13 protein-coding genes and 1 pseudogene are annotated in these 12,793 nt (G+C 71.0%); 6 read left to right on the top strand and 8 right to left on the bottom strand.

Annotated features, from left to right (window positions below; genetic code table 11):
• Positions 1–6: 6 nt before the first annotated feature.
• A complete protein-coding gene (locus ACGFY9_RS10265) occupies positions 7–660 on the bottom strand; it encodes a response regulator transcription factor (RefSeq protein ID WP_010983842.1) in 654 nt (217 codons plus the stop codon).
• A 416-nt stretch (positions 661–1,076) separates the two neighbouring features.
• Here ACGFY9_RS10265 and ACGFY9_RS10270 point away from each other — a divergent pair, with 416 nt between their 5' ends.
• Positions 1,077–1,250, top strand: a complete 174-nt coding sequence (locus ACGFY9_RS10270; protein WP_019061061.1) for a hypothetical protein — start codon at positions 1,077–1,079, stop codon at positions 1,248–1,250.
• A gap of 135 nt (positions 1,251–1,385) precedes the next feature.
• On the opposite strand, the gene ACGFY9_RS10275 is transcribed toward ACGFY9_RS10270, so the two are convergent.
• Positions 1,386–2,201: an inositol monophosphatase family protein gene (locus tag ACGFY9_RS10275; RefSeq protein WP_393753273.1), complete on the bottom strand. Its 816-nt coding sequence runs from the start codon at positions 2,199–2,201 to the stop codon at positions 1,386–1,388.
• A gap of 8 nt (positions 2,202–2,209) precedes the next feature.
• A complete protein-coding gene (locus ACGFY9_RS10280) occupies positions 2,210–3,337 on the bottom strand; it encodes a ferrochelatase (protein WP_393753274.1) in 1,128 nt (375 codons plus the stop codon).
• A gap of 232 nt (positions 3,338–3,569) precedes the next feature.
• On the opposite strand from ACGFY9_RS10280, the gene ACGFY9_RS10285 reads away from it, so the two are divergent.
• The gene (locus ACGFY9_RS10285; RefSeq protein ID WP_393753275.1) at positions 3,570–4,814 is read left to right on the top strand and encodes an MFS transporter; all 1,245 of its coding nucleotides are present in this window, start codon (positions 3,570–3,572) and stop codon (positions 4,812–4,814) included.
• On the top strand, positions 4,774–6,093 hold the full coding sequence (locus tag ACGFY9_RS10290; protein ID WP_393753276.1) for a D-arabinono-1,4-lactone oxidase: 1,320 nt from the start codon (positions 4,774–4,776) through the stop codon (positions 6,091–6,093). Before ACGFY9_RS10285 ends, ACGFY9_RS10290 begins: the two co-directional genes overlap by 41 nt.
• Here ACGFY9_RS10290 and ACGFY9_RS10295 read toward each other — a convergent pair.
• Positions 6,017–6,747: pseudogene (locus tag ACGFY9_RS10295) on the bottom strand (hypothetical protein). The gene ACGFY9_RS10290 and the pseudogene ACGFY9_RS10295 sit on opposite strands and share 77 nt — an antisense overlap.
• 480 nt (positions 6,748–7,227) lie before the next feature.
• Between ACGFY9_RS10295 and sepH the strand changes: the two are divergent.
• Entirely contained in the window at positions 7,228–8,253 is a 1,026-nt protein-coding gene (gene sepH, locus ACGFY9_RS10300) for a septation protein SepH (protein WP_393753277.1), read from the top strand.
• 63 nt (positions 8,254–8,316) lie between these two features.
• Here the strand turns inward: sepH and ACGFY9_RS10305 are convergent, their stop codons facing one another.
• Entirely contained in the window at positions 8,317–9,168 is an 852-nt protein-coding gene (locus ACGFY9_RS10305; RefSeq protein ID WP_393753278.1) for a sulfurtransferase, read from the bottom strand.
• Here ACGFY9_RS10305 and ACGFY9_RS10310 point away from each other — a divergent pair.
• Together ACGFY9_RS10310 and ACGFY9_RS10315 are read left to right on the top strand one after the other, a co-directional pair.
• Entirely contained in the window at positions 9,167–9,319 is a 153-nt protein-coding gene (locus tag ACGFY9_RS10310) for a hypothetical protein (protein WP_366493344.1), read from the top strand. The genes ACGFY9_RS10305 and ACGFY9_RS10310 overlap by 2 nt on opposite strands.
• Positions 9,320–9,492: 173 nt before the next feature.
• Positions 9,493–10,296 (top strand): VOC family protein, encoded by an 804-nt coding sequence (locus tag ACGFY9_RS10315; protein WP_393753279.1) that lies wholly within the window; start codon positions 9,493–9,495, stop codon positions 10,294–10,296.
• Here ACGFY9_RS10315 and ACGFY9_RS10320 read toward each other — a convergent pair.
• Genes ACGFY9_RS10320 through ACGFY9_RS10330 form a run of 3 tightly spaced genes read right to left on the bottom strand, consistent with a single transcriptional unit; the run spans position 10,293 to position 12,770 of the window.
• Positions 10,293–10,940: a thymidine kinase gene (locus tag ACGFY9_RS10320; protein ID WP_033283967.1), complete on the bottom strand. Its 648-nt coding sequence runs from the start codon at positions 10,938–10,940 to the stop codon at positions 10,293–10,295. The two genes, ACGFY9_RS10315 and ACGFY9_RS10320, sit on opposite strands and share 4 nt — an antisense overlap.
• A gap of 43 nt (positions 10,941–10,983) precedes the next feature.
• Entirely contained in the window at positions 10,984–12,174 is a 1,191-nt protein-coding gene (locus ACGFY9_RS10325; RefSeq protein WP_393753280.1) for an alkaline phosphatase family protein, read from the bottom strand.
• Complete coding sequence (locus ACGFY9_RS10330) at positions 12,174–12,770, bottom strand: DUF5998 family protein (RefSeq protein WP_366436387.1); 597 nt, start codon at positions 12,768–12,770, stop codon at positions 12,174–12,176. Before ACGFY9_RS10330 ends, ACGFY9_RS10325 begins: the two co-directional genes overlap by 1 nt.
• Between the last annotated feature and the right edge of the window lie 23 nt (positions 12,771–12,793).

Raw genomic sequence — 12,793 nt, forward strand, 5'->3', positions numbered from 1 at the left:
AGTGGATCAGATCCGGTAACCGGAGCCGGGGACGGTGACGATGACCGGGGGCTCACCGAGCTTGCGCCGCAGGGTCATCACGGTGACGCGCACGACGTTGGTGAACGGGTCCGTGTTCTCGTCCCAGGCCTTCTCCAGGAGCTGCTCCGCGGAGACGACGGCACCCTCGCTGCGCAGCAGCACCTCCAGGACGGCGAACTCCTTGGGCGCGAGCTGAACCTCCTTGCCGTCGCGGAACACCTCGCGGCGGTTCGGGTCGAGCTTGATGCCGGCGCGCTCCAGGACGGGCGGCAGCGGCACGCTGGTGCGCCGGCCGAGGGCACGCACGCGTGCCGTCAGCTCGCTGAACGCGAAGGGCTTGGGCAGATAGTCGTCGGCGCCGATCTCCAATCCCTCGACACGGTCGCTGACGTCGCCGGACGCGGTGAGCATCAGCACGCGGGTGGGCATGCCGAGCTCGACGATCTTGCGGCAGACGTCGTCGCCGTGCACGAGCGGGAGGTCGCGGTCGAGGACGACCACGTCGTAGTCGTTGACGCCGATGCGCTCCAGGGCGGCCGCACCGTCGTACACGACGTCGACGGCCATGGCCTCCCGGCGCAGTCCGGTGGCCACCGCATCGGCGAGCAGCTGCTCGTCCTCGACGACGAGTACGCGCACGTCGCTTGTCCTTCCTCTGTCCACCCGCGTAGCGCGCCTCGGCGCACGCGGGCAGGGTCTTCGTGGCTGTGTGACCTCCATCCTGCCCTTTTCGGCCATAAGTCGGCTGTAAGGCGGCCGGGCGCGAGATGAAGGTCGGGTGTGAGGCCCGGGAATGCGGGATTTTCTCGGTGGGTTGAGGTTTCCACGGAAGGGAGCGGGGGGAGGACGGATTTACACCCCGCGATCACGCTCTGCACGTGGCAAGCCACCTTGTGGTACGTCCAACCGCTTCCGCAGAGCGGGCGTGGGTGTCCGGCACCGTCGCCGCCCAGCCAGGGCAGCGCTGGGCACCCCATACCGCAGACGTGATCGCCCCTTCCGGACGGCACACCCCCGTGCCAAACGACCCACGACCCAGGACGAGGGGGCGCAGCATGGACGCATTCACCGCAGGACTTCTGCAGCGCATAAGGGCGACCGAGACCGACCTGACGCGGGCTCGTGACGAGGGCGACGACTTCCTCGTCGAGGTGGAACAGGCCGAGCTCGACGACCTGCGCCGCCTCGCCGCCGACCACGGTGTGGAGGTCGGCGCGACGAGCGTCTGATCAGTGCGGCCAGCAGAAAAGCAGGACCCCGGCGAATCCAGCGCCGGGGTCCTGCTGCTTCTGCTTTTTCACCCTCGGTCCGACTTGGCGGGCCCTCGCCGTCGGCTACTGCTCTCGCCGTTGGTTCTGTGAGCGTCAGTCGTGCCAGGCCCCGAAGTCCTCCAACAGCCGCTGGAGGGGCTCGAAGACGCCGGGGGTGCCCGCGACCGCCAGATCACGTGCGGGGCGTTCTCCGGGGCGTCCACCGGTCAGGGCGCCCGCCTCACGGGCGATCAGGTCCCCCGCGGCGAGGTCCCACGGGTTCAACCCCCGCTCGTAGTAACCGTCCAGGCGTCCCGCGGCCACGTCGCACAGATCGACCGCCGCCGACCCGCCCCGCCGGATGTCACGCAGCAACGGGATCAACTTCTGGGCCACGTCGGCCTGGTGGGCGCGGACCTCGGTGACGTAGTTGAAGCCGGTCGAGACCAACGCCTGCTCCAGGGGCGCCGCAGGGCGGCAGGCGAGCCTGCGCTCGCCCTCCCACGCGCCCGTGGCCCACGCCCCGCCGCCGAGCACCGCGTGGAACGTCTCGCCGCGCATCGGGACCGCGACGACCCCGACGACGGTCTCACCGTGCAGCTCGGCGGCGATGGAGACGGACCAAGTGGGCAGTCCGTACAGGTAGTTGACCGTGCCGTCGAGCGGGTCGATGACCCAGCGGACGCCGCTGGTGCCCTCGACGGAGGCGCCCTCCTCGCCCAGGAAGCCGTCGTCGGGGCGCTGTTCGGAGATCAGGTCGGTGATCAGCTTCTCGGCCGCGATGTCCATCTCGGTGACGACGTCGATCGGGCTGGACTTGGTGGCGGCGACCGCGAGGTCGGCCGGGCGGCCGTCCCGCAGCAGGGCGCCGGCCTTGTGGGCGGCTTCCTGGGCGAGTGCGAGCAGTTCCTGGGGCAGGGGGTCGGTCACGGCACTCCTCAGGCGTAGGGGCTGTCGGCGCCCGCGGCGGCGGGGCGGGGTGCGCGGGCCGGGCAGCAGCCCACCGGGCAGAGGTTGTGGCCGGCGCCCAGCGCGCCCAGGGCACAGGGCGTGACCTGCCGGCCGCTCTCGACGGCGGCGCGCTCCAGGACCAGCTCGCGGATCGCGGCGGCGAAGCGCGGGTCGGCGCCCACGGTGGCCGACCGCCGTACGGGCAGGCCCAGTTCGGCGGCCCTGGCCGTGGCCTCCGTGTCGAGGTCGTAGAGGACTTCCATGTGGTCGGAGACGAAGCCGATGGGTGCCATGACCACCGCGGGGACGCCGGCCGCGTGGCGCTCTTCCAGGTGGTCGCAGATGTCGGGCTCCAGCCACGGGATGTGCGGGGCGCCGGAGCGGGACTGGTAGACGAGCTGCCAGGGGTGGTCGACGCCGGTGCGCTCGCGGATCGCGGCTGCGATCAGCCGGGCCACGTCCAGATGCTCCTCGACGTACGCCCCGCCGTCCCTGTGGTCCTCGACCGGACCGGAGCTGTCGGCCGCGGCGGTCGGGATGGAGTGGGTCGAGAAGGCGAGGTGCGCGCCGTCCCGGACGTCCTCGGGGAGGTCGGCGAGGGACTCGATGACGCCGTCGATCATCGGCTCCAGGAAGCCGGGGTGGTTGAAGTAGTGGCGCAGCTTGTCGACCTTGGGGAGGTCGAGGCCCTCGGCCTGAAGGGCGGCCAGGGAGTCGGCGAGGTTCTCCCGGTACTGGCGGCAGCCCGAGTACGAGGCGTAGGCGCTGGTGGCGAGGACCAGGATGCGGCGGCGGCCGTCGGCGACCATCTCGCGCAGGGTGTCCGTGAGGTACGGGGCCCAGTTGCGGTTGCCCCAGTAGACCGGCAGGTCCAGGCCGTGGTCCGCGAAGTCCTTGCGGAGGGCGTCCAGGAGGGCGCGGTTCTGGTCGTTGATCGGGCTGACCCCGCCGAACAGGAAGTAGTGCTGGCCCACTTCCTTGAGGCGTTCCTTGGGGATGCCTCGCCCACGCGTCACGTTCTCCAGGAACGGAACCACGTCGTCCGGGCCTTCGGGGCCGCCGAACGAGAGCAGGAGGAGGGCGTCGTAGGGGGTGGCATCGAGCACGTCTGGCATGCCTCCGATCCTGCCACCCACCACTGACAGCCGGGAAACGGCGGGGTACCGGACGGGGGTCGGGACGAAGATCCGGGCGGAGATCCAGGCGCTTCACGGGCGGGTGCGTCGGGGCCGACCTGCTCGTAAGCTGTATCAGCCGCATTCACACCTTACCGAGCCGCCACTGCCTCTCACCGAGCCGTGATCGCTCCCCCGAGCCGCCCCTGCTCCTTCCCGACCGGAGACCCCCGTGCCCAGCCCTTATCGCGCCCTGTTCGCCGCACCCGGCTCCAAGGGCTTCTCCGCCGCGGGGTTCCTCGGCCGTATGCCCCTGTCGATGATGGGCATCGGCGTGGTCACGATGATCTCCCAGATCAACGGGCGCTACGGGCTCGCGGGCGCCCTGTCGGCCACCATCGCGCTGGCCGCCGCAGCGATCGGGCCGCGGATCTCGCGCTGGGTCGACCAGTACGGGCAGCGGCGGGTGCTGCGTCCGGCGACGCTCGTCGCGCTGACCGCGGCGGCCGTGTTGCTGCTGGCCGCCCGCTTCGCGTGGCCGGACTGGGTGCTGTTCGTGTCCGCGGCCGGGATCGGATCGGTGCCGAGCCTGGGCGCGATGGTCCGCGCGCGCTGGGCGGCCATCTACCGGGGCACCCCGCAACTGCACACCGCGTACTCCCTGGAGTCCGTGGTCGACGAGGTGTGCTTCATCTTCGGGCCGATCATCTCCATCGGGCTGTCCACGGCGTGGTTCCCGGAGGCCGGTCCTCTGCTCGCCGCCTGCTTCCTGGCGGTCGGTGTCTTCTGGCTGACCGGCCAGCGCGCCACCGAGCCCGCGCCGCATCCACGCGCGCGTGGGGACAAGGGCGGTGGCTCCGCGCTGCGGACCGCCGGTCTCCAGGTGCTCGTGGCCACCTTCGTGGCGACCGGGGCGATCTTCGGGGCGGTCGACGTGGTCACCGTCGCGTTCGCCGACGAGCAAGGTCACAAGGGCGGCGCCAGCGTGGTGCTCGCCCTGTACGCGGCGGGCTCCTGCGCGGCGGGAGTCGTGTTCGGGCTGCTGCGCTTCCGGGGAGCCCCGGAACGTCGATGGCTGCTGGGCATATGCGCGATGGCCGTGAGTATGATCCCCCTCCTACTGGTCGGAAACTTGCCGCTTCTGGCCGTGGCGCTGTTCCTTGCGGGCCTGTCCATCGCACCCACGATGATCACGACGATGTCCCTCATAGAAGAGCACGTACCTCGCGCGAAGCTCACCGAGGGCATGACCTGGGTGAGCACCGGCCTGGCGGTCGGGGTCGCGCTCGGCTCCTCCGTCGCCGGCTGGGTGATCGACGCAGCCGGCGCGCGTGCGGGGTACGGGGTTCCGGTCGTCGCCGGTGCCGTCGCGGTCGCGGTGGGTTTCCTCGGGTACCGCCGGCTCAGCAGACCGGCACAGGGTCGGGGAGGCACCGTTGAGCACCACAGCGAGCGCGAAGAACGGCACGTGGCGTAACTGGGGCGGAACGGTCGCGTCGCGGCCCGCGCGGGAGGTCACGCCCGCCTCCGTCGAGGAACTGGCCGCGGCGGTACGGAGGGCCGGCGAGGACGGTCTGACGGTGAAGGCCGTCGGCAGCGGACACTCCTTCACGTCGATCGCCGCCACGGACGGTGTGTTGATCCGCCCTCAACTGTTGACCGGCATCCGCAACATTGACCGTGATGCCTTGACGGTCACGGTCGAGGCGGGCACCCCGCTCAAGAGACTCAACATGGCTCTCGCGCGCGAGGGTCTGTCGCTCACGAACATGGGCGACATCATGGAGCAGACGGTCTCGGGCGCGACCAGCACCGGCACGCACGGCACCGGCCGCGAGTCGGCCTCGATAGCCGCCCAGATCAAGGGACTTGAGCTGGTCACGGCGGACGGCTCGGTACTCACCTGCTCCGAGAAGGAGAACCCCGACGTCTTCGCGGCCGCCCGCATCGGCCTCGGCGCCCTGGGCATCGTCACCGCGATCACCTTCGCCGTGGAGCCCGTCTTCCTGCTCACGGCCCGCGAGGAGCCGATGACCTTCGACGAGGTCACCGGGCGCTTCGACGAACTCTGGGCCGAGAACGAGCACTTCGAGTTCTACTGGTTCCCGCACACCGGCAACACCAACACCAAGCGCAACAACCGCAGCGCGGGCCCCGAGAAGCCGGTGAGCCCGGTCTCCGGCTGGTTCGAGGACGAGTTCCTCTCCAACGGCGTCTTCCAGGTGGCCCAATGGGTCGGCCGCGCGGCGCCGGGCACGGTCCCGTCGATCGCCCAGATCTCCAGCAAGGCCCTGTCGGCCCGGACGTACACCGACATCCCCTACAAGGTCTTCACCTCCCCGCGCCGGGTGCGCTTCGTGGAGATGGAGTATGCCGTCCCGCGCGAGGCCCTCGTCGAGACCCTGCGCGAGCTGAAGACCATGGTCGACCGCTCGGAACTGCGGATCAGCTTCCCCGTGGAGGTCCGCACCGCCCCCGCGGACGACATCGCCCTGTCCACCGCCTCCGGCCGGGACAGTGCCTACATCGCCGTGCACATGTTCAAGGGCACGCCCTATCAGGCGTACTTCACCGCCGCCGAGCGCATCCTCACCGCGCACGAGGGCCGGCCGCACTGGGGCAAGGTGCACACCCGGGACGCCGAGTACTTCGCCGGGGTCTACCCGCGCTTCGGCGAGTTCACGGCGTTGCGGGATCGGCTGGATCCTGACCGTCGGTTCCAGAACGACTACTTGCGGAGGGTGCTGGGTCAGTAGCCGACGCGCTCGGCATGGGGGTCGGCGTGCCGCCGTCCGAAGCGCTGGGCGTCGGCGTCGGACTCGACGTCGTACCGCCGCTGTTGGACGGTGTACCGCCGTCGGTCGAGCCGGACGACGTCTCCGGGTCGGCCGACGAACCGTTCGGGGAGTTGGACGGGGAATCGGCCGGACTCGGCTCGTCGTCACCGGACTCGGGGGACGACGACGTGTCGTGGCCGGAGACGGCGGCGCTGACCGTGGTCCCCTTGCCGCCGCTGAAGCTGTCGCCGGACACCAGTTCGTAGACGGTGATCCCGGTCATGGTGACCCCGAAGACGAGGGCTGCGGCGAGCACCGGGCGCTTCCAACTGCCCACCCGCGCGCGGTGACGGTGCCCTCCGTGAACTCCCCCGGGCGCGCGGGGGTCTGCTCCGCCTCCTTGGAGGTGACGGTCGCCTCCCGGAGCTGTGCGCCGGTCCGGCTGAAGAAGTGCTGGAAGACGGAGCCTCCGGAGGTGGCTATCGCGCTCACGACGCCGGCGCCGAGGATCGTGCCGTAGACCCCGAAGTAGGAGGCGAGTTTGGCGGCCACCACCGCCGCCACCGCACTGCCCGCGACTTGAGGGACGCTCAGATCGATCCGTTTCTTGCCGACATCGGGCCTTGCACGCATTCCGGGACCTGGCCTCACTTTCTCGCACTTTCTCGTACCTGATCAACCATCTGTACGACAAAGGGACGTACGGCCGAAACCAATAGTTCCGTTTCCGGCTATTGCGTGAAGTACGCCACTTTCAAGATCGCCCGAACCCCGCCCGGGCCGCCAAGTCCCGCCCCCCACAAGAAGTTGGGCGGCGTGCCAATCCACGCACGTGGTCCAAATGGAGTACTGTTGCGAGCCCTGGGTGCGGTCTCCTGCCAGGGCGTCCGCGGCCTCAACGGACCGCCCAGAGGGGGCCAGTTGCACAGGGTGACGTAGTTGGTCACTTAGCGTTGCGAATAGGTAACCGTGCCATAACGGCGAGTCAGGGCCCGTGCCCGACACGCCGGGCAACTCGGCAAGGTTGTGGCAGGCTGCACCCGGGCAGGCCACACTCGACTAGCGGAAGCAGCGACGCACGTGACGTCGGCAGGCACCACCCGGGAGGTCCCCATGCCCGAACTGCGTGTCGTGGCCGTCTCTAACGACGGCACACGGCTGGTGCTGAAGGCTGCGGACAGCACGGAGTACACGCTTCCGATTGACGAGCGTCTGCGCGCCGCTGTACGCGGCGACCGTCCCCGCCTCGGCCAGATCGAGATCGAGGTGGAGAGCCATCTCCGCCCCCGAGACATCCAGGCACGTATACGTGCCGGCGCCTCCGCGGAGGAAGTCGCCCAACTAGCCGGTATCCCCGTCGACCGGGTGCGCCGCTTCGAGGGCCCTGTCCTCGCGGAGCGCGCCTTCATGGCCGAGCGCGCCCGGAAGACTCCGGTCCGCCGCCCCGGCGAGAACGCGGGACCCCAGCTCGGCGAGGCCGTCCAGGAGCGACTGACGCTGCGCGGTGCCGAGAAGGACACCGTCCAGTGGGACTCCTGGCGCCGCGACGACGGCACCTGGGAGGTTCTGCTCGTCTACCGGGTCGCGGGTGAACCGCACTCGGCGAGCTGGACGTACGACCCGCCCCGGCGGCTCGTCCAGGCCGTCGACGACGAGGCGCGCTCGCTGATCGGCGAGTCCGACGACCTCTCCGCCACACCCGAGCCCAGCTTCCCGTTCGTGCCGCGGATCGCCCGGCTGCCCCGCGACCGGCCGCTGGACCGTGCCCTGGAGCGCCCGGAGCGTCCCGCCCTGCCGTCGCCCGAGCCGGTCGAGGAGAGCGAGCGCGACTCGCTGACCAGCCTCCTGGAGGCGGTACCGAGCTTCCGCGGCGACATGGTGGTCCCCGAGCGTCCCTCGGATCCCCCGGAGGAGCCTGCGGTGGAACCGGAAGAGGAGGAGCCCCCGGCTCCTGCGGCCTCGGCCGGTTCGGCGTACGCGGATGTCCTGATGCCCCGCTCCGTAGGGGCCCATCGCGACCGGCTCATCGGCTCCACCGACCGCCAGGCCGAGGCGGACGGCGTCCGTCCGGGCCGTAGAGCGGCCGTTCCGAGCTGGGACGAGATCGTCTTCGGGACGCGAAGGAAGAAGCAGGACTAGTCAGTTGTACGACGAGGAGGGCCCGCGCCGGTTCGGTCGCGGGCCCTCCTCGTTGTGGTGCCGCTACTGCGGGTCGGGACCCGTGGCGACCGGGCGCTCCGGGTCCGAGGACCACTCCGACCAGGAGCCTACGTAGAGGGCGGCCGGAATCCCTGCGACCGCCAGGGCCAGTACCTCGTGGGCGCCCGAGACGCCCGAGCCGCAGTACACGCCGACGCCCGAACCCTCCCTGGCACCAAGGGACTTGAAGCGGGCGGCCAGTTGCTCCGCCGGGAGGAAGCGGCCGTCCGGGCCCACGTTCTCGTTGGTCGGCGCGGACAAAGCGCCCGGGATGTGGCCGCCCACCCGGTCGATGGGCTCCACCTCGCCCCGGTAACGCTCCCCCGCGCGGGCGTCGAACAGGATCCCGGTGCGGGCGAGTGCGGCGGCTCCGTCGGCGTCCAGGAGTTCCACGGCGCCCGGTTCCGGGGTGAAGTCGCCCTCGGCCGGTGTCGGTGCGGCCGTCTCCAGAGACCCCTCCCAGGAGGGAAGCCCGCCGTCGAGGACCCGCACGTCCGGGTGACCCGTCCAGCGCAGCAGCCACCACGCGCGTGCCGCCGCCCAGCCCTGGCCGCCGTCGTACACAACGACCGGGCGGCCGGCCGACACGCCCGCCTGGCGCATCGCGGTGCCGAAGCGCGCGGTGTCGGGCAGGGGGTGGCGGCCATGGGCGCCTGGGGCCGAGGCGAGTTCCTGATCGAGGTCTACGTAGACGGCGCTTGGGATGTGCCCGGCCGCGTACTCGGCGCGGCCGTCGAAGGGCGGCTCACCTGCGGCCTTCGCGACACTGAGCTGCCAGCGGATGTCCAGCAGGACCGGCGGGTTCGTCCCGGCGAGATCGCTCGCCAGTTCGGATGCGGAGATGATGGCGTTCATGGCCACCATCCTTGCGCAAGGGGTGGCCGACGCGTCCAGGTCCGACTACTCTGCTCGGCCGGACAGCCTCGATCACGAGGCGTACGTGAACGAGCACATGCTGTACAACCGATGGACACCCCACGGCAATCGCCTGGAAACGGACGAGTGACCGCAGACCGGTCATCCTCCCCAGGTGAGCCGCCCGCCGACGGCGCGGCCGGGACGCGGTGCGCCACGGGGGGTGCGAGCATCGGCACGGGGCGTGCACGCGGCTGCCGCGGCACGCGGATCCGCGCTGCGGAAGCGATACGGCCACCGCGAGGGGCCTAGGAGAAGGTGACGATGACCGAGGCACGGGGGTCGGCCGGCCTGAACGGCGACACGCACACTCGGCGTACGCAGGGCACGCCCTGCTGGGTGAGTCTGATGGTGCACGGGATGGCCGCGACTCAGGAGTTCTACGGAGAGCTGTTCGGCTGGGAATTCCAACCCGGTCCCCAGCAGCTCGGCCCCTACGCGCGGGCCCTGCTGGACGGACAGGAGGTGGCCGGCATCGGCCAGCTGCCGCCGGACCGGCATCTGCCCATCGCCTGGACGCCGTACCTCGCCTCGGACGACGTCGACCAGACGGCCGAGACGGTACGGATGTGCGGCGGCACGGTCGGGGTGGGCCCGCTGGACGCGGCCGAGGCCGGCCGCCTGGCGATCGGCTCCGACCCGTCGGGGGCGGTCTTCGGTATCTGGCAGGCCGCCGACCACCTCGGCACGACCATCACCGGCGTCCCCGGCACACCCGCCTGGAACGAACTGCTGACCTCCGAGACCGCGAGCGTCGCCAAGTTCTACGAGGCGGTGTTCGGCTACGAGAAAGTCCCGGTGGTCTTCGCCGGCTTCGACTACATCACCCTCCACCTGGACGGCCACCCGGTCGCCGGCATCCACGGCGTCGGCACCGCCCTGCCCCGCGACCGGGGCCCGCACTGGATGACGTACTTCGAGGTAGCCGACACGGACGAGGCCCTGCGCCACGTCACGGACCTCGGCGGCCACACCCTCACACCACCCCACGACAGCCCCCACGGCCGAGTGGCCACGGTGGCCGACCCCGAGGGCGCGATGTTCTCGGTGATCGAGGGGCCGCGCTAGGCCGACGTCATCGGCAGTACATCCGGTGACAGCGCCGCCGCCCGAGCCGTAGCCGCTGTCATGCGGCGGCGGTGGTGGCGGCGGCACAGGACCTCGTAGCCGACTGCTTCCGCCTGGTTGACGTCGCCTACAACGACTTGCGCGCCCTCGACGACCATCTCGCCGCCTATCGTGCGGGCGTTGTGGGTGGCGCGGGCGCCGCACCAGCAGAGGGCCTCCACCTGGAGGACCTCGACGCGGTCGGCGAGTTCGACCAGGCGTTGGGAGCCGGGGAAGAGCTTGGAGCGGAAGTCGGTCGTGATGCCGAAGGCGTAGACGTCGAGGCTCAGGTCGTCGACCACGCGCGCGAGTTGGTCGATCTGCACCGGTGCCAGGAACTGCGCCTCGTCGGCGATGACGTAGTCCGCGCGGCCGCCCTGGGAGAGGTGGTCGACGACGTACGCGTACAGGTCCTGCTCGTCCTCGACCTCCACCGCGTCGGTGACGAGGCCGAGGCGGGAGGAGAGCTTTCCCTCGCCCGCGCGGTCGTCCCGGGTGAAGATCATCCCCGCCAGGCCGCGCGCCGAGCGGTTGTGCTCGATCTGGAGCGCCAGGGTCGACTTCCCGCAGTCCATCGTTCCGGAGAAGAACACCAGCTCGGGCATGGGGAGTTGAGCACCTTTCGGCAAAACGGAGGACGTTGGGACTTCAGGAGCGTACTTCGAGCAGGGGGACCAACTGCTCGGCAGGGGTCATCGAACCGTGGTTGCCGACCATCGCCGACTCCTTCGGCTCCCGCTCGGACGCGATGATCAGGACGTCGTCCCGGGCCGCCGCGATCACGTCGCCGAGACGGTCGTAGACGCGCTCGTCGATGTGCGGGCCGAACCAGCCCGCCGTGATCGCCTCGTCCCGCGAGGCCACCCAGAACTGCTCGCCGAGGACCTCGCGCCAGCAGGTCAGTACGTCGTTCTCGGCGCCCCGCACCGCGTAGACGTGGCGGGCGCGGCCCTCGCCGCCGAGGAGGGCGACGCCGGCGCGCAGCTCCCAGTCCGCGTCGAAGTCGATGCGGTGCTCCTCGTCGAAGGGCACGTCGATCATGCCGTGGTCGGCGGTGACGTACAGCGCGCTGCGCGGCGGCAGTTGCTCGGCGAGGCGCTGGACGAGCCGGTCGACGTACATGAGTTGCCCGCGCCAGGTGTCGGAGGCGACGCCGTGGCGGTGGCCCGCGCCGTCGAGTTCGGCGTAGTACGTGTACACCAAGGAGCGGTCCCCGGCGGCCAGTTGCTCGGCCGCGAGGTCCATGCGCTCCTCGCCGGTGAGCCGCCCGTGGAACGTTCCGCCGCTGAGCGCGACCTTCGTCAGCGGGGTGTTCTGGAAGGTGGGGGACGACACTTGCGCGGCGTGCACGCCCGCGTCGTGGGCCAGTTGGAAGATCGTGGGGTACGGCTGCCAGGGCTTCGGCGAGGTCCACGGCTGCCAGCGCAGCTGGTTCATCAGCGCACCGGTGGCCGGGTTGCGCACGGTGTAGCCGGGCAGGCCGTGGGCGCCCGGCGGCAGGCCGGTGCCGACGGAGGCGAGGGAGGTCGCGGTGGTCGCCGGGTAGCCTGCGGTGAGCGGACGACCGGTGCCGCCGCGCGAGCTGCCGAGCAGCGCGTGCAGATAGGGCGCCTCGTCGGCGTGGTCCTTGATCTGCTCCCAGCCGAGGCCGTCGATCAGGAAGACGCAGTTGCGGTCGGCCGGGGTCAGCTCCGGGATCGCCGCGGTCGTACCGGGTACGCCCATGCCCGCGGCCAGCGTCGGCAGCAGGTCGGCGAGGGAGCCGGAGCCGTACTCGGGGACGGGCGCGGACTCGACGGCGAGGGGCTCGGGGTGGTCCCAGGTCGCGGGCTGCGCCATTATCGCGGTACGTCCGCGGTCGCCTCGGAGAGGGCCTGCGCGAAGGCGAGGGTCTGCTGCACCGTCTCCGGGCCGTCGCCGGCCTCGCTGACGCGCAGGCTCAGGTCGTCCGCCGTCGAGTTGCCCGTGTAGCCGTGGTCCGCCTCGCAGTTGGGGTCGCCGCAGGCGGCCGGCTCCAGGTCGATCCGGGCGACGGCGCCCCAGCCGATGGTCAGCACGACCTCGCGCGGGAGCGTGCCCGGCGTGTACGACTCCGGGTTGGCGACCACGCGGCTGAGCACCACGGACGAGATCCGGCCGAGCTTCACGGACTCCGTGGACGTCGTCGCGTACGGCGTCGGGGAGGTGCTGTCGGCGGCCTGCTCGTCGGTGTGGCTGACGATGAAGCGGTTGCCGGTGAGGACGAGCACGGTCACGTGCCGGCGCACCTCGTTCTGGTCGAACGTGGTCTCCTGGTGGACCAGGAACGACCGGATCGGCTCGCCGCCCACGGCGGCCTCCACCGCCTCGGCCACGAGGGCCGGGTAGTAGCCGCTGCGCTCGATCGCCGCACGCAGCCCCTGGGTCGTCGTACTGGTCTTGGCCATGACGTCCATCCTACGGTGGCGCACTGACTGCG

It is taken from the genome of Streptomyces sp. NPDC048504, from assembly GCF_043200035.1.
GTDB lineage: Bacteria > Actinomycetota > Actinomycetes > Streptomycetales > Streptomycetaceae > Streptomyces.